The sequence below is a fragment of the Modestobacter sp. VKM Ac-2982 genome, from assembly GCF_026967935.1.
In the GTDB taxonomy this organism is placed as follows: Bacteria; Actinomycetota; Actinomycetes; order Mycobacteriales; family Geodermatophilaceae; genus Modestobacter.
Genome location: NZ_JAPVBL010000007.1, coordinates 207,559 through 223,057 on the forward strand (window position 1 = coordinate 207,559; position 15,499 = coordinate 223,057).

General features: G+C 73.7%; 14 protein-coding genes. 7 read left to right on the forward strand and 7 right to left on the reverse strand.

What is annotated here, in order from left to right; all coding sequences use genetic code 11:
• The first annotated feature begins 126 nt into the window (after positions 1 to 126).
• Positions 127 to 1,134: a LacI family DNA-binding transcriptional regulator gene (locus O2W20_RS22490; protein ID WP_269173697.1), complete on the forward strand. Its 1,008-nt coding sequence runs from the start codon at positions 127 to 129 to the stop codon at positions 1,132 to 1,134.
• 37 nt (positions 1,135 to 1,171) lie between these two features.
• Here O2W20_RS22490 and O2W20_RS22495 read toward each other — a convergent pair whose 3' ends face one another.
• Complete coding sequence (locus tag O2W20_RS22495) at positions 1,172 to 1,606, reverse strand: hypothetical protein (protein ID WP_269173696.1); 435 nt, start codon at positions 1,604 to 1,606, stop codon at positions 1,172 to 1,174.
• Positions 1,607 to 1,789: 183 nt separating this feature from the next.
• On the opposite strand from O2W20_RS22495, the gene O2W20_RS22500 reads away from it, so the two are divergent.
• A complete protein-coding gene (locus O2W20_RS22500; protein WP_269173695.1) occupies positions 1,790 to 2,119 on the forward strand; it encodes a hypothetical protein in 330 nt (109 codons plus the stop codon).
• Positions 2,120 to 2,177: 58 nt separating this feature from the next.
• On the opposite strand, the gene O2W20_RS22505 is transcribed toward O2W20_RS22500, so the two are convergent.
• On the reverse strand, positions 2,178 to 3,017 hold the full coding sequence (locus tag O2W20_RS22505) for a helix-turn-helix domain-containing protein (RefSeq protein ID WP_269173694.1): 840 nt from the start codon (positions 3,015 to 3,017) through the stop codon (positions 2,178 to 2,180).
• 126 nt (positions 3,018 to 3,143) lie between these two features.
• On the opposite strand from O2W20_RS22505, the gene O2W20_RS22510 reads away from it, so the two are divergent.
• Complete coding sequence (locus O2W20_RS22510) at positions 3,144 to 3,902, forward strand: SDR family oxidoreductase (RefSeq protein ID WP_269173693.1); 759 nt, start codon at positions 3,144 to 3,146, stop codon at positions 3,900 to 3,902.
• Positions 3,903 to 3,939: 37 nt separating this feature from the next.
• On the opposite strand, the gene O2W20_RS22515 is transcribed toward O2W20_RS22510, so the two are convergent.
• Both O2W20_RS22515 and O2W20_RS22520 read right to left on the reverse strand, forming a co-directional pair.
• A complete protein-coding gene (locus O2W20_RS22515) occupies positions 3,940 to 5,286 on the reverse strand; it encodes an amidase family protein (RefSeq protein WP_269173692.1) in 1,347 nt (448 codons plus the stop codon).
• A gap of 75 nt (positions 5,287 to 5,361) precedes the next feature.
• Entirely contained in the window at positions 5,362 to 5,955 is a 594-nt protein-coding gene (locus O2W20_RS22520) for a hypothetical protein (protein WP_269173691.1), read from the reverse strand.
• Positions 5,956 to 6,129: 174 nt separating this feature from the next.
• On the opposite strand from O2W20_RS22520, the gene O2W20_RS22525 reads away from it, so the two are divergent.
• A complete protein-coding gene (locus O2W20_RS22525; protein ID WP_269173690.1) occupies positions 6,130 to 7,425 on the forward strand; it encodes a HupE/UreJ family protein in 1,296 nt (431 codons plus the stop codon).
• A gap of 16 nt (positions 7,426 to 7,441) precedes the next feature.
• Here the strand turns inward: O2W20_RS22525 and O2W20_RS22530 are convergent, their stop codons facing one another.
• From O2W20_RS22530 to O2W20_RS22540, 3 genes are read right to left on the reverse strand one after another with little or no spacing between them, the layout of a single operon-like run.
• Complete coding sequence (locus O2W20_RS22530) at positions 7,442 to 8,284, reverse strand: SDR family NAD(P)-dependent oxidoreductase (protein WP_269173689.1); 843 nt, start codon at positions 8,282 to 8,284, stop codon at positions 7,442 to 7,444.
• Positions 8,281 to 9,219: an alpha/beta hydrolase gene (locus O2W20_RS22535; RefSeq protein ID WP_269173688.1), complete on the reverse strand. Its 939-nt coding sequence runs from the start codon at positions 9,217 to 9,219 to the stop codon at positions 8,281 to 8,283. Before O2W20_RS22535 ends, O2W20_RS22530 begins: the two co-directional genes overlap by 4 nt.
• Positions 9,216 to 10,709, reverse strand: coding sequence for a flavin-containing monooxygenase (locus O2W20_RS22540; protein WP_269173687.1), 1,494 nt, complete (start codon positions 10,707 to 10,709; stop codon positions 9,216 to 9,218). The genes O2W20_RS22535 and O2W20_RS22540 overlap by 4 nt, the downstream gene beginning before the upstream one ends.
• 110 nt (positions 10,710 to 10,819) lie before the next feature.
• Here O2W20_RS22540 and O2W20_RS22545 point away from each other — a divergent pair, with 110 nt between their 5' ends.
• From O2W20_RS22545 to ppsA, 3 genes are all read left to right on the forward strand, one after another.
• Entirely contained in the window at positions 10,820 to 12,052 is a 1,233-nt protein-coding gene (locus tag O2W20_RS22545) for a PucR family transcriptional regulator (RefSeq protein ID WP_269173686.1), read from the forward strand.
• Between the two features lie 99 nt (positions 12,053 to 12,151).
• Complete coding sequence (locus tag O2W20_RS22550; RefSeq protein ID WP_269173685.1) at positions 12,152 to 13,054, forward strand: pyruvate, water dikinase regulatory protein; 903 nt, start codon at positions 12,152 to 12,154, stop codon at positions 13,052 to 13,054.
• Positions 13,051 to 15,483: a phosphoenolpyruvate synthase gene (ppsA, locus tag O2W20_RS22555; protein WP_269173684.1), complete on the forward strand. Its 2,433-nt coding sequence runs from the start codon at positions 13,051 to 13,053 to the stop codon at positions 15,481 to 15,483. The genes O2W20_RS22550 and ppsA overlap by 4 nt, the downstream gene beginning before the upstream one ends.
• The last annotated feature ends 16 nt before the right edge of the window (positions 15,484 to 15,499 follow it).

A 15,499-nucleotide genomic window follows, 5' to 3' on the forward strand; every position in this document is an offset into this window, starting at 1 on the left:
TCAGCCCCCTCCACCTGCTCCTGTGCTGCCCGTCACAGCACCGGGGGACCGTACGAAGGTCAGCCGTCAGACGGCAAACGGTTGCCATGTGTTGCCAGATCCTCGTAACCTGACCGTGATGTGCACATGAGGAGCTCGACGATCTACGACGTGGCTCAGGCCGCCGGCGTCGCGACGTCCACGGTGTCGCGGGCGTTCAGCAACCCGGACCGGGTCGGGGCGGCGACGCGGGAGCACGTCCTGGAGGTCGCCCGCCGCCTCGGCTACCAGCCCAACCCGCACGCCCGGGCGCTGGTGTCCCGCCGGACGCGCACCGTGGCGATGGTGGTCTCGGACATCACCAACCCGCACTTCTTCGAGCTCATCCGCGGTGCGGAGATGCGCGCCAAGGCCTCCGGCTACACGCTCGTGCTGGTCAACGCGGAGGAGTCCCCGCGGATCGAGCTGGAGCAGATCCACCGGCTGACCCGGTCGGTCGACGGCTTCCTGCTGGCCGCCAGCCGTCAGCCCGCGGAGGACCTCCTCCAGTTGGCCGCCGGCCACCGCGTGGTCGTGGTCAACCGCCGGGTGCCCGGACTCGCCAGCGTCGTGCTGGAGCACGCCGAGGGTTGCCGGCAGATGGTCGCCCACCTGGCGTCCCTCGGACACGACTCGGTCGTCTACCTCGCCGGCCCGCGCAACTCGTGGATGGCCGCCAGTCGCTGGGCGGCGATCCGTGCGGCCGCGGCGGAGCTGGGGCTGCGTGCGCAGCGGATGGGGCCGTTCGCGCCGACCGTGGCCAGCGGGGGTGCGGCCGCCGACGCGGCGCTGACCACCGGAGCGACCGCGGCCATCGCGCACAACGACCTGCTCGCGATCGGCGTCCTGCGGCGCCTGGCCGACCGCGGGATCCAGGTGCCGCAGGACGTCAGCGTGGTCGGGTTCGACGACATCTTCGCCGCCGACCTGTGCACCCCGACCCTGACCACGCTCGGTGGTGCGCACGCCGACGTCGGACGCGCGGCGGTCGAGATCCTGCTGAACTCGATGGAGCAGCCTCGGGACCACGCCCCCGAACTGGTCGTGCCCTCGGAGCTCATCCTGCGCAGGTCGACCGGGGTCCCCGGCCGGTCCCGGGGTCAGCGACCGGCCTGACCGGCGAGCGGTCGGGCCGGTCGGCACGACCACCGGGTCAGGGGAGGGGCGCGGGGATCCCGAGGTCCTCGAGTGCGGCGTGCACCTGCCGGGCATGCCGGTGGGCGTAGCGCAGGGCGGGGCTCCCCGGAGGGCGTTCCTCGACGATCACCGGCAGGCCGCGGGCGGCCAGCTGGTCGGCCACCGCCCGGGTCGTCGCGGCGTCGTCGGTGAACGAGAAGCCCGTGGTCGTGCCGGCCCACTTCCGTCGGTCGAGGGCGACCAGGCCGGTCAGGACGACGGCCGGTCCGAGCGCGGCCCCGATCGCCGGTGGCCGGCCCGTCCTCCGCGACGCCAGCGCACCGGTGGCCGCCGCGACCAGGCAGGCTCCACCGAGCGCGCTGAACCCGACGGCGTTCAGCCGGGCGGTACGCAGGAAGTGGCGCCGGGGGAGCCGGTCGCGCGCGCTGAGGACGGCGTGCGGACGCTCCATCCCGACACTGTCCCCGACCGCACCGTCGTCCTCCACTGCGCATGGCCTCGCGCGTTGGCCGCGTTGGCCGCGTTGGCCGCGTCGGCAGATGGGAGGAGAGTGGTGGCGAGCGTGTGCACGAGGATGGTTGGCACAGACGTCGAGGGAGGACTGGCCATGGCCCCCTCTTCTCCGGGAGCGTGCGTGCTGACCGCTGTCTCGCTCGTGAGCGTCCTGGGCTACTCGGCCTGGCAGGGCCCGGCCGTCTGGGCGGACAGTGGCTCGGTCGCCCTCATCCTGTTCGGAGTGCCGACGGTGTTCGCGGCCGTGGCGCTGTGGGTCGAGTGCGCCAGCCGGACGATGCTGGCCCCGGCGGTGGTCTCGGTCCTGGCGGTGGCGTCACTGGTGTGGTCGCTGGTCACGGCGCTCGGCGTCGGTTTCGGGCTCCTGGTGCCCTCGCTCCTCCTGGTGGTCGCCGCGATGATCTCCTGGGTCGACCGGCGGCCGGGTCGCGCCGAGCCCTCGCGGACCTGATCGAGGTCCGCTCTCCCGGGCATCCGCCGGCCGCGCTGACCTGCCAGGACGACGGGGATCAGCGGTCGCGGACGCCCTGTTCCCGGTCAGCGGCGAGCGCGCCCAGCAGCTGGACCGCGTCGGCGTCGGTGGAGCCGGGGACGGCGAGGTAGACGACGAGCTGCTGGCCGGGCGAACTGCGCACGTCGAGGGTCTGCATGCGCAGGGTCAGCCGGCCGACGTCGGGGTGCAGGAACGTCTTGACCTCCGCGCTCTTCCCCCGCGCCTCCTGCCGGGCCCAGATCCGCCTGAACTCAGGACTCTCGTCGGTCAGGTGGCGGACCAGGTGCCGGGCGCGGGGATCGTCGGGCAGAGCCCCGTACTGCAGCCGGAAGCCCGCCACCGTGTTGACCGCCGCCCGCGACCAGTCGGCGTAGAACTGCCTGGCGGCCGGGTCGAGGAACACGTTCAGCAGCAGGTTGTCCGAGTGGGTCAGCGGTGCCAGCAGTGCCGCACCCAGCCGGTTGCGCGCCAGCACGTCGTAGGTCCGGCCGAGCACGAACGCGGGGTTCCCCGGCCAGGCGTCCATGAGCTGCACGAGGTCGGGGTCGACCCGTTCCGGGGACCGGTCGGTGAGCGGGCGGGGTGCGATGTCGGCCAGCCGGTACAGATGCAGGCGTGCGTCGTCGCCGAGCAGCAACACGCTGCTGAGCGCGTCCAGCACCTGCACCGACGGGTGGCGCTCGCGGCCCTGCTCCAGCCGGACGTAGTAGTCGACGCTCACCCCCGCCAGCAGCGCCACCTCTTCGCGGCGCAGTCCTGGGACCCGGCGGTTCAGCCCCGGCGCGAGCGCCAGCTGGGCGGGCGTGACCAGCGCCCGGTGCGCGCGGAGGAACTCACCCAGTTCGCCTGCTGACATGCCCCCGACCGTAGGTGCCGGGGAGGCCGCCTGGGTGGGAGCCGTGCACCCAGGAGGACGGCGGCACCTCGCAGCCGACCTGTCCGGACGACGGTGGCGGCACACCCCGGACGCAGGAGGAGCACCATGACGATCAGCAACCCGACCACCAGCACCCCGACCACCGCACGGGTCGTCCTCGTCACCGGCGCCAGCAGCGGCATCGGCGCGGCGACCACCCGGCGGCTCGCCGCAGAGGGCCACCTGGTCGTCGCGGCCGCCCGCCGCACCGAGCGGCTGACCGAGCTGGCCGCCGAGTGCGCCGCGACCGGCGGCCGGGTCGAGCCCCTGCAGCTCGACGTCACCGACCGAGCGGCGACGGCGGCCGCCGTCGCGGGCATCGTCGACCGGCACGGGCGGCTCGACGTCCTGGTCGCCAACGCCGGCCTGATGCCGCTGTCCCGCCTCGATGCACTGCTGGTCGACGAGTGGGACCGGATGATCGACGTCAACGTGCGTGGTCTGCTGTACGGCATCGCCGCGGTCCTGCCGCACTTCCAGCGGCAGGGGAGTGGCCACGTCGTCACGCTGGCCTCGGTCGGGGCGCACGCGGTGTCGCCGACGGCCGCGGTCTACTGCGGCACCAAGTACGCGGCCTGGGCGATCACCGAGGGGCTGCGCCAGGAGGCCGACCCCAGCATCCGGGTCACCACCATCTCGCCGGGCGTCACCGAGTCCGAGCTCGCCGGGACCATCTCCGACCCGGGTGCCCGAGAGCTGATGCGCGGCTACCGGGCGCGCAGCATCCCGGCCGATGCCGTGGCCGGCGCGATCTCCTACGCCCTGGCCCAGCCCGCGGACGTCGACGTGAACGAGATCGTCCTCCGTCCGGCGGCCCAGCGATGAGCGCGCCGGCGCGCTCGGCCGAGCACCCGGGCAGTGCTCAGTCGCCCGCCAGCGCGGCCTCGACCCGTCGGGCGCTCGCCAGCAGGGCGGCGTCCTCACCCGGCAGGCCCTCCAACGAGATGCCGATCGGCAGGCCGGCCTGCGTCGTCCCCGCCGGCAGCGAGATGGCGGGCATGCCGGCCGTGGAGCCGGGACCGGTGTTGCGGATCGTGGTCAGGAAGACGGGCACCTCGCGCCCGTTGAGCTCGGTCGTCTCGTCGTCCCCGAGCGGCGGCGGGGGCAGGGGCACCGTCGGGTAGACGAGGGCATCGAGGCGCTGGGCGCCGGGGGGCTGCAGGGCCGCGGCGTAGGCGGCGCGCAGGCGGTCGCGGGTGGTCATGGCCTGGAGGTAGACCTCCTCGGTGACGACCCCGCTCGTGGCGGCCTCGAGCGCACCACGAACGTCCGGCGACGCCACCTGCGCCAGCACGTCGGCCACGGTGAGCCCGCTCTCGGGTCCGGGCAGCGTCGCCAGGTAGGCCGGCAGGTCCTGCGCGATCTCGAAGAACACGATGGGGAAGCCGCACTCCTCGTCCAGCGTGTGACCGCCGACGACCTGCACCTCGACGAGCTCGACACCGGCGGCGGCCAGGCGCTCGAGCGCCTGCTCGGTGCAGCGGGCGACCTCGGGGTGCAGGTCGTCGTAGAAGCCCTCGCGGGGGACGCCCAGCCGCAGCGGGCGGCCGGACGGCGTCGCGGCGGACTCCCCGGTGACGATCTCGTCGACGAGTGCGACGTCGGCGACGGAGGTGGCGAGCACTCCGGCGGTGTCCCGGGTGCGTGAGATGGGCACGACCCGGCCGGTGCCCCAGCGGCCGGTCGTGGGGCGCCACCCGACGACGCCGCAGTGCGCGGCCGGCACCCGCAGCGACCCGCCGGTGTCGGTGCCGAGCGCGATCGGCACGACCCCGGTCGCGACCGCCACGGCGGACCCACCCGAGGAGCCCCCGGCCGAGCGGGTCGGGTCGTGCGGGTTGCGCACCGGCCCGAAGGCGGCGTTGTTGCTGGTGATCCCGAGGGCCAGCTCGTGCAGGTTGGTCTTGCCGATCACGGCGGCGCCGGCCGCGCGCAGCCGTGCCACGGCAGGGTGGTCGCGACCCGGCCGGGAGTCCCGGAGCGCCGGCGTCCCCCCGGTGGTGGGCAGGTCCCGGGTGTCCAGGTTGTCCTTGACCGCGAGCGGGACACCGGCCAGCAGCCCCTCGCGCCACTCCGGGTGGTCGGCGAGGGCGAGGAAAGCACCGAGCTCAGCGATCTCCTCGGCGCGCTGCCTGCTCTCCGCGACCACCGCCTCGGCCGAGGTCGCGGTGATCCGCCGGCGTACCTGCTCGACTCCGCTGGGCTCCACGGACGGCATCGTGGCACGTCCCGCCCTCCACCGGCCCCTGCACGCCGGCCGGGTGCAGGGGCTCCCGACCCGGGGTCAGGCGGACAGGCCGGTGTAGGTCGGCGTCGCCGCCTCGCCGTCCCAGGTGACCCGGAACTCGAAGGCCGTCTCGAGGTCGGCCCGGTACTGGTCGGCCTCCTCCTCGGTGATCGTGCCGTCGGCCAGCAGCGTGTCGATCGCCACGGCGTACTTCGCGACCATGCCGTCGACGAGCTCCTGCGGGTCGATGCCCAGGTCCTCGGCGACCTCGGCCAGGCCCTGCCCGGCCTCCATCCGGACGTGCAGCTCCTCGTGCGTGATGCCGAGGACCTCGTCGAGGACGTCCTCCACCGGCTGGTGACCGCGGTGCAGGTCCAGGCTGGGATCTCCGTAGGCGTCCTGGACCAGCTCGACCAGCTCCTCCTCGGTGGTGACCGAGGAGACGTCGACCGACCCGCCGGGGCCGCCCTGGCCGCCGCCGGGCATCCCGCCGTCGAAGCCGGCCTCCTCGGGCGTCGCGTCCGTGGAGCTGGTCGACTCGGTGGAGGTGGTCGACGTGCTGGCGGTGGCTGCGTCGTCGGTGGTCCCGCAGGCGGCCAGGGGGAGGGCGAGGGAGAGAGCCAGGGCGGCCACGGTGGTGCGGATCTTCACGGGGGAGTCCTGTCGGTCGGGGTCGTCGTGGGACGACCGGGTGGTGTGCCGACCACGCTGGACGGGCCTCCTCTGCGCCCCGCCTGTGCTGGCTGTGTGCTCGCTGAGTCCCTCCTGGACGACCCACACGCCGTCCTCAGCCCGGGCACAGCCCAGCCGGACACGGTCGACGGCATGACGACGCGTCCCACCCGTGCCCTGGCCGTGACCGCGCTGACCGGTGTGTTGACCGGCGTGCTGGCCGGGGGCCTGACACTGCTCACCGCCGGCGCCGCCCAGGCGCACAGCCTCACCAGCAGCACGCTCGCCGTCCGGGTCGGCGAGGAGCAGGTCGAGGCAACCGTCTCCGTCGCCGCCGACACCCTCGACGCGGTGCTCGGCGGCTCGCCGACCGACGCCCAGGTGAGCAGCTACCTCGCCGAGCACCTGACCGTCACCGGCACCGACGACAGCACCTGGACCGAGAGCTGGTCGCCGGTGCTGCGGGAGACGGTCGAGGGCATCGACTCCTACCGCGTCGACGTCGTGCTGGACCCCGGCGGCGCCGACGCGTCGGTGTTCACCCTCGGCTACGACGGCGTCCTGGAGGCGGATGCCTCGCACGAGGCGGTGGTCGTGCTGACCGACGCCGCCGGGGACATCTCCACCGCCGGCGTGCTGACCGCCACCGACGACACCCTCACCGTCGGCGACACCGCCACCGGCACCCTGGGGACCGGCCTGACCGACATGGTCGGGTACGGCCTGCACCACGTGCTGGAGGGCGCGGACCACCTGCTGTTCCTGTTCACCCTGCTGCTGGTCGCACCGGTGGTCGCCGTCGCCGGCCGGTGGCGGCGCGGGGACGGCGTGCGGCCCACGCTGCGCTCGGTGCTGGCGGTGGTCACCGCCTTCACCGTCGGGCACTCACTGACCCTGCTCGCCTCCGCGCTGGGCTGGGTGACCGCGCCCAGCGCGCCGGTCGAGGTGCTGATCGCGGTGTCGGTGGGCGTCGCCGCCGTGCACGCGCTGCGCCCGCTGGCCCGCCGCGGTGAGGTGCTGGTGGCCGGGGGGTTCGGTCTGGTGCACGGGCTGGCGTTCGCCGGCATCCTCACCGACCTGGGACTGGGCGGGGTGACCTCGGTGCCCGCGCTGCTGGCGTTCAACGTGGGCGTCGAGCTGGCCCAGCTGCTCACCGTCGCGCTGGTCTTCCCCTTGCTGTACCTGCTCTCCCGCACCCGCTGGTACCCCGCCGTCCGCACCACCGGTGCGCTCATCGCGCTGGTGGCCGCCACGACCTGGGCGCTGGACCGGCTGGGCTGGCTGGCCGACCCGTTGGCCGGGGTGGAGGAGACGCTGATCGCGAACCCGTGGTGGGTCGTCGCCGGCCTGGCCCTCCTGGCCCTGGTCGCCCGCACGACCGAGCCGTCGGTGCGCCAGGACGACGCCGCCCGGACGACCGACCGTTGCGCCCTCGCCCGGCTCGGGTGAGGGACCGTGGGCCCGATCAGGTCCGGAGCGCGCGCCGCTGGACCAGGGCCGCCAGCCGCGGGTAGCTGGCGGGGAGCAGTCGCACCAGCAGGTCGACGACCTTCGCGTCGTTGCCGACCAGCAGCCGGGAGCGGCCGGCCTCCACGCCGTCCACGATGATCCGGGCCGCCTGCTCGGCCGGCATCCGCAGCAGCTTCTCCTCGTACATGCGTGCCCGGGCCTCGTCCTCCGGTGTGACCGTGCCGTGCTGTCGGGAGTGCTCCAGCGCCGCCTTCGAGATGTCGGTCCGCACGCCACCGGGGTGGACGACGGTGACCTGCACCGGGTGCCCGGCCAGCAGCATCTCGCTGCGCAGGGACTCGGTGAACCCGCGGACGGCGAACTTGCTCGCGCTGTAGGCGTTGAGCGATGCCTGGCCCATGACCCCGTTGAGGCTGGACACGTTGACGACGTGCCCGTCCCCGGAGGCGATCAGGTGGGGGAGGAACGCCTTGGTCCCGTGCAGGACGCCGAAGAGGTTGATGCCCAGGACCCGGTCGTAGTCCGCCCAGTCGCTGTCCAGCACCGTGCCGCCGCCCGCGACCCCGGCGTTGTTGTAGACCTGGTGCACCACGCCGAAGTGGTCGGCCACCGTGGTGGCGTACGCCAGGACGGCGGCGCGGTCGGCGACGTCGAGGACGGCGCTGTGCACCTCGGCACCGAGCGCCCGGGCGCGGGCGGCGGTCGCGGCCGACCGGTCCGCGTCCACGTCGGACACCGCGACGCGGGCACCGCGCCGCGCCAGTTCCAGGGCCAGCTGCCGGCCGATGCCCGACCCGGCGCCGGTGACGACGGCGACCTTGCCCTGCACGCTGCTCATCGGGGGTCTCCTGTCGGGGACAGCGGCGCCAGCGGGGCGCCGGTGCTGCGGGCGAGGTCGGTGGTGAGGTCGACGAGCTGGTCGACGACCCCAGGGGCCAGGTGGTGCCCCAGGTCGGGGAGCTCGACGAAACGGGAGCCGGGGACGGCGGCCGCGGTGGCCCGGCCGCCGCTCGGGTGCACCATCCGGTCGGCCGACCCGTGCACGACGAGGGTGGGGGCGGTGATCCGCCGCAGCTCCGCCGTCCGGTCGCCGGAGGCCTGGATCGCGCTGATCTGCCGCGGCACACCGGCCCGGGCGCGCACGCCGCCGCCCCGCTCCCACAGCCCCAGCGCCCACGCCCGCTCGAGGTCGTCGTCGGGCAGGGCGGTGGGGGAGCCGATGTGCCGCAGCAGGGACAGGTGGCGCTCCACCGACTCCTCGACCGTGCGCGCTGGCGCCTGGGCCAGCCGTGCCAGGGTGGAGCGGGCCGGCTGCCCGAGCCGCCGGTTGCCGGTGGTGGAGAAGATCGACGTCAGGCTGGCGACCCGGTCCGGGTGCCGCGCGGCGAGCGTCTGGGCGATCATGCCGCCCATCGACATGCCGACCAGGTGGGCGCGGTCGACGTCCAGGTGCTCGAGCAGCCCGTGGGTGTCCGCCGCCATGTCCGCGAGGTCGTAGGCGTCCGGCCGTGGCCGGGCCAGCAGCTGGCGCAGCCGCCACGGAGACCGGGTGCCGCTCGAGCTGGACCGCCCGATGTCGCGGTTGTCGAGGCGGACGACACGGAAGCCGGAGCCGGTGAACCCGTCGACCATCCGCTGCGGCCAGGAGGTGAGGTCCAGGCCGAGGCCGGCGATGAGCAGCAGCGGGACGCCGTCGTCCGGGCCGTCGGTGCGGTAGCAGAGCCGCGGCCCGGCGGGCAGGTCGACGAACCGGTCCAGGTCCGCGGCGCTCACGCGGCCACCTGCTCGGCCGCGTCGCTGCGGGTGAAGACGAGCTCCGGGTCGACGACGCTGTCGACCCGGAGCAGCTTGACGTCCGACCGGTAGTCCATCGAGGTCAGCCAGGGCATCCGGTCGCCCTGTCGCGGCAGCTGGTGGACGGCCCGCTGGACGTAGCCGGCGGCGAAGTCGAGGAACGGTCGGGTGGGCATGTCCGGGTCACGGGGCTCGGGGCGGACGCTGTCGTACCCGTGCGCGTCCAGGTGGCTGAGCAGCCGGGTTAAGTGCTCGCAGAGCAGCCCGATCTTCAGCGTCCAGGAGCTGTTGGTGTAGCCGACCGCGAAGGCGAGGTTCGGCACGCCGGAGAGCATCATCCCCTTGTAGGCGACGGTCTCGGGCAGCCGCACCTCGCTCCCGTCGACGGTGAACCGCACGCCGCCGAACGCCTGCAGGTTGAGCCCGGTGGCGGTGACGATCACGTCGGCCGGCAGCTCCCGGCCGGATGCCAGCAGCACCCCGGTCTCGGTGAAGGTGACGATCCGGTCGGTGACGACCTCGGCCCGGTCCTCACGGATCGCGCGGAACAGGTCGCCGTCCGGCACGGCGCACAGCCGCTGGTCCCACGGGCCGTACGGCGGGTTGAAGTGCTCGTCGACCGGATAGCCCGCGGGGAGCTGCTTGGCGTTGACCCAGCGGATGAGCTTCCGGGCCCGCTCCGGGTGCCGCTGGCAGAACTGCCAGACCAGCCGGCCCGTGGCGATGTTCTTGCGGCGGATCAGCGGGTGGGCGCGCTCCTCGCCCAGCACCCGGCGCAGCCGGTTGGCCAGCTTGTCCTCGGCCGGCACCGGCATGACGTAGCTGGGCGTGCGCTGCAGCATCGTCACGCTCGCGGCGGTCTCCGCCAGCGCCGGGACGAGGGTGACCGCGGTGGCCCCGCTGCCGATGACGACGACCCGCTTGCCCGCGGTGTCCAGCTCCTCGGGCCAGTGCTGCGGGTGCACGATCTGGCCGCCGAACCGCTCGCGCCCCTCGAAGTGCGGGGTGAAGCCCTCGTCGTAGCGGTAGTAGCCGCCGGCGACGAACAGCCAGCCGCAGGTCAGCGCCGTCCGCTCGCCGGTGTCGGTGCGCTCCACCTCGACGGTCCACCGTGCCTGCTCCGAGGACCACGACGCGGCGACCACCCGGGAGTGGAAGCGCACGTGGCGATCGATGCCGTGCTCGGCGGCGGTGCCGCGCAGGTAGTCGAGGATCCGGTCGGCGCCGGCGATGGACTGCGGGTCGCGCCACGGCGCGAACTCGTATCCGAAGGTGTGCAGGTCGGAGTCCGAACGGATGCCCGGGTACCGGAACAGGTCCCAGGTGCCGCCGGTCGCGTCGCGCGCCTCCAGCAGCGCGAAGCTGCGCTGCGGGTGGTCGCGCTGCAGGTAGTACGCGGCGCCGATGCCGGAGAGGCCGGCGCCCACGATCAGGACGTCGAGGTGCTCGACGGGGGTCGGGGTGCTCATGGTCGCTCCAGGTCAGCAGGGACGGCGCTGTCTCGACTCTCCGTGCCGGGAGGGCGTTCTGCCAGCACGATGCGCACCATCCTGAGCAGCTGAGGGTGCACGATGAACCGGTGACCTCCGAGTGGCCCACCCCCTCGCCGGCCGTCCGGGAGCTCTTCCGGCGCGGCGCGGAGCTCGCCCTGGACCCCCGGGCCGAGTGGGTCGCGGAGCTGCACACCGCGGCGTTGAGCGGGTCCGGGATGCGCCCGGTCGCCGAGGACCCGGTGCTCGCCGAGGGGGCCCGGCGGGCCAACCGCGCCAACCTGTTGCGCTGGGCGGCGGCCAACGTGCAGCGCCCCGGTGAGCGGGTGACGGTCGACCTGGGGCCCGAGGTGCTGGAGGGGGCCCGGGACCTGGTCCGGCGCGGGCTGGACCACCGGGGCCTGGACGCCTACCGCACCGCCCAGGCGGTCGCCTGGCGCCGCTGGATGGACATCTGCTTCCAGCTCACCGCGGACACCGCCGAGCTGCGTGAGCTGCTGGACGTGTCGGCGCGGTCGATCAGCACGTTCATCGACGACACCGTGGCCGCGGTGTCCGCCCGGATGGCCGCCGAGCGCGCCGAGCTGACCCGTGGCGCGCACGCCGAGCGCCGCGCCGCGGTGTCGCTGCTGCTGGAGGGTGCGCCGTTGTCCCGCGCCCGGGCCGAGGCGCAGCTGGGCTACGGCCTCACCGGTCCGCACACCGCCGTGGTCGTCTGGAGCGATGCCGCCGGCGCCGGTTCCGACCAGCTGGAGGCCGCGGCCGAGGCGGCGATGCGGGCCGGCGGCGCCACTCGGAGGTTGACCGTGGTCGCCGGCGCAGCCGCCCTGTGGGTGTGGCTGCCGATCGGCCGTGCGCCCGAGGCGGACGCGGTGGCCGCCGGGCTGGCCGGTGCCCCCGACGTCCGGGTGGCCGTGGGGCGGCCGGGGGTCGACGTCGAGGGCTTCCGGCGCAGCCACCTGGACGCGGCCACCACCCAGCAGATGCTCGACCGGCTCACCTCGCCCCAGCAGGTCGCCCGCTACGAGGACGTGCAACTGGTGGCGCTGCTCACCAGCGCTCCGGACCGGGTCGAGGAGTTCCTCACCGACACCCTCGGCGGCCTGCTCGGAGCGGAGGCGGTCACCCGCGACACGGTCCTGGTCTACGTCCGCGAGCTGGGCAACGCCACCCGGACGGCGGCGCGGCTGTTCACCCACCGCAACACGGTGCTCCGCCGGCTGGCCCGCGCCGAGGAGCTCCTGCCGCGGCCGCTGGCGGAGAACACGATCGCCGTCGCCGCGGCGCTGGAGGTCCTGCGCTGGCGCGGCGACCGGATCTGACCGGGCGCAGCCGCGCAGGTGCGCGGGAGGCCGCCGACGGGGGATGCTCACCCCGAGCTCGCTCTTCTCTGCAACGACGCGGAAGACCTGAGGTGCTGCATGACGGCTGACCTGCCGGTACACGACCCGGACGCCGTCGTCCCGGTGTTCTTCCTGTCCGACAGCACCGGGATCAGCGCGGAGACGATGGGCAACGCGCTGCTCATCCAGTTCCCCGACGTGCACTTCGAGCGCACCCTGATCCCGTTCATCTCCTCGGTCGAGGAGGCCCGCGAGGTGGTGGCCCAGCTCGACGAGGCGATGGACGGGCCGGTCATCCCGCTGGTGTTCACCACCGCCGCGGTCGACGAGGTCCGCGAGGAGCTGCTGAAGACGAAGGCCCCGATCATCGACTTCTTCGGCATCCACATGGACCGGGTCGAGGAGCAGCTGGGCACCCGCGCGCTGCGGGAGGCCCGGCGGCTGCACGGGGTCGGCGACGTCCGGCGCTACAACAGCCGGATGGCGGCGATCGAGTTCGCCATCGAGCACGACGACGGGCTGAGCCCCCGTGGGCTGGACCGGGCCGACGTCGTCCTGCTGGCGCCCTCCCGGTGCGGGAAGACGCCGACGGCGATGTACCTGGCGCTGCAGCACGGCCTGTTCGTGGCCAACTACCCGCTGGTCGACGAGGACCTGGAGACCACCGACCTGCCCCGCCCGGTGAAGGACCTCCGGGACCGGTGCTTCGGGCTGACCACCACGGTCTCCCGGCTCAGCCGGGTCCGGCAGGAGCGGCGCCCGGACTCGCGGTACGCATCCGAGGACCAGTGCCGGTACGAGCTGCGCCGGGCGACGGCGATGTACGAGACCCATTCCCTGCCCACGGTCGACACCTCGGCGGCCTCCGTCGAGGAGATCGCTGCCGTGGTGATCCAGACCCTGGCCCGGCAACGGCGCAGCTCCGGCGTGCCCTCGGTGACCGGCCACGACCTCCGGCGAGGAAGGACCCCCCGACCATGAGCACCGACACCGCACCCGAGGCCCCGGCCGGCAGCACCGCAGCAGCCGGCGGGGACGACGGCGACAACGTCCGCTGGTTCGCCGAGCTCGGGCTCGGCGACCTGGAGGTCGTGGGCGGGAAGAACGCGTCGCTGGGGGAGATGATCTCGAACCTGGCAGACGCCGGGGTCAGCGTCCCGGATGGCTTCGCCACCACCGCGGCGGCCTACCAGCGCTTCCTCGGCGACACCGGGCTGGCGGCCCGGATCGCCGAGCGGCTGCGCACGCTGGACACCGACGACGTGCGGGCGCTGTCCGCCGCCGGCACGGAGATCCGCCGGGAGGTGGTCGAGCAGCCGTTCCCGCCGGCGCTGGAGGCCGACATCCGGGCCGCCTACGAGAGGCTCGCCGGGGACGACGCCGAGGCCTCCTTCGCGGTGCGCTCCAGCGCCACCGCCGAGGACCTGCCCGACGCCTCCTTCGCCGGCCAGCAGGAGACCTTCCTCAACGTGCGCGGCATCGACGCCGTCCTGCAGGCGGTCCGGGAGGTCTACGCCTCGCTCTACAACGACCGGGCGATCGCCTACCGGGTGCACCACGGCTTCGACCACGAGTCGGTGTCGCTGTCGGCGGGCGTGCAGCGGATGGTCCGCTCGGACGTCGGGGCGTCGGGCGTGCTGTTCACCATGGACACCGAGTCCGGTTTCCGGGACGCCGTCTTCGTCACCTCCGCCTACGGGCTGGGGGAGGGCGTGGTGCAGGGCGCGGTCAACCCCGACGAGTTCTACGTCTACAAGCCCGCCCTGCGCGCTGGGCGCCCGGCCGTGCTCAAGCGCGGCGTGGGGGAGAAGGCCACCAAGATGGTCTACACCGAGCACGCCGAGGTCGGCCGGACGACGGAGTTCGTCGACGTGGACCCCGCCGACCGCCGGAAGCTGTCCCTCACCGACGACGAGGTCCTCGAACTGGCCCGCCAGGCGCTGAAGATCGAGGAGCACTACGGCCGGCCGATGGACATCGAATGGGGCAAGGACGGCCTGACCGGGCAGCTGATGATCCTGCAGGCGCGCCCGGAGACGGTGCAGTCCCGCGCCGGCACCACCTCCGAGCGCTACCGGCTCACCGGCACCGGGGACGTCGTGGTCGAGGGGCGGGCGATCGGGCAGAAGATCGGCGCAGGTGCCGTCCGGGTGCTCACCGACATCGACGAGATGGACTCCTTCACCCCCGGCGACGTGCTGGTCGCCGACATGACCGACCCGGACTGGGAACCGATCATGAAGCGGGCCTCGGCGATCGTGACCAACCGCGGGGGGCGGACCTGCCACGCGGCGATCATCGCCCGCGAGCTCGGCATCCCCGCCGTCGTCGGCACCGGGACCGCGACCCGCGCACTGCACGACGGCGACCCCGTCACCGTCTCCTGCGCCGAGGGCGACACCGGGCTGGTCTACGCCGGCGAGGTGGGCTTCGAGGTGGCCGAGACCGAGCTGGACGCCATGCCGGAGATCCCCACCAAGATCATGATGAACGTGGGGACGCCCGAGCAGGCCTTCGCCTTCTCGCGGCTGCCGCACGCCGGCGTCGGGCTGGCCCGGCTGGAGTTCATCATCAACCGGCAGATCGGCATCCACCCGCGCGCGCTGCTGGAGCTGGAGACTCTCGAGCCGGAGCTGAAGGCGCAGATCGAGGAGCGGATCGTCGCCTACCCGTCGGCGCGGGACTTCTTCGTGCAGCGGGTGGCCGAGGGCATCTCGATGATCGCCGCGGCGTTCGCGCCCGAGCCGGTGATCGTCCGGATGAGCGACTTCAAGTCGAACGAGTACGCCAACCTCCTCGGCGGCGAGGCCTACGAGCCGCACGAGGAGAACCCGATGCTCGGCTACCGCGGGGCGTCGCGGTACCTGTCGGCCGACTTCGCCGACTGCTTCGCGATGGAGTGCGAGGCGCTGCGGTACGTCCGGGACGAGATGGGGCTGACCAACGTCAAGATCATGATCCCGTTCGTCCGGACCGTGGCGGAGATCGAGGGCGTGGTGCGCCTGCTCGGCGAGCACGGCCTGCGCCGCGGGGAGAACGACCTGTCGGTGGTGATGATGTGCGAGCTGCCGTCCAATGCGCTGCTGGCTCACCAGTTCCTCGACCACGTCGACGGCTTCTCCATCGGCTCCAACGACATGACCCAGTTGGTGCTCGGCCTGGACCGCGACTCCAGCCTCGTCGCCGGCAGCTTCGACGAGCGCAACCCCGCCGTCCTCGCCGTGCTGGAGATGGCGATCAGGGCCTGCCTGGAGCGCGGCAAGTACGTCGGCATCTGCGGGCAGGGCCCCAGTGACCACCCGGACCTGGCCGAGTGGCTGGTGGCCCAGGGGATCGAGTCGATGTCGCTGAACCCGGACACCGTCGTCGACACCTGGCTGCACCTGGCGAGGACGGCGCGCCCGGCCTGACGGCCTCTGGCCTGGA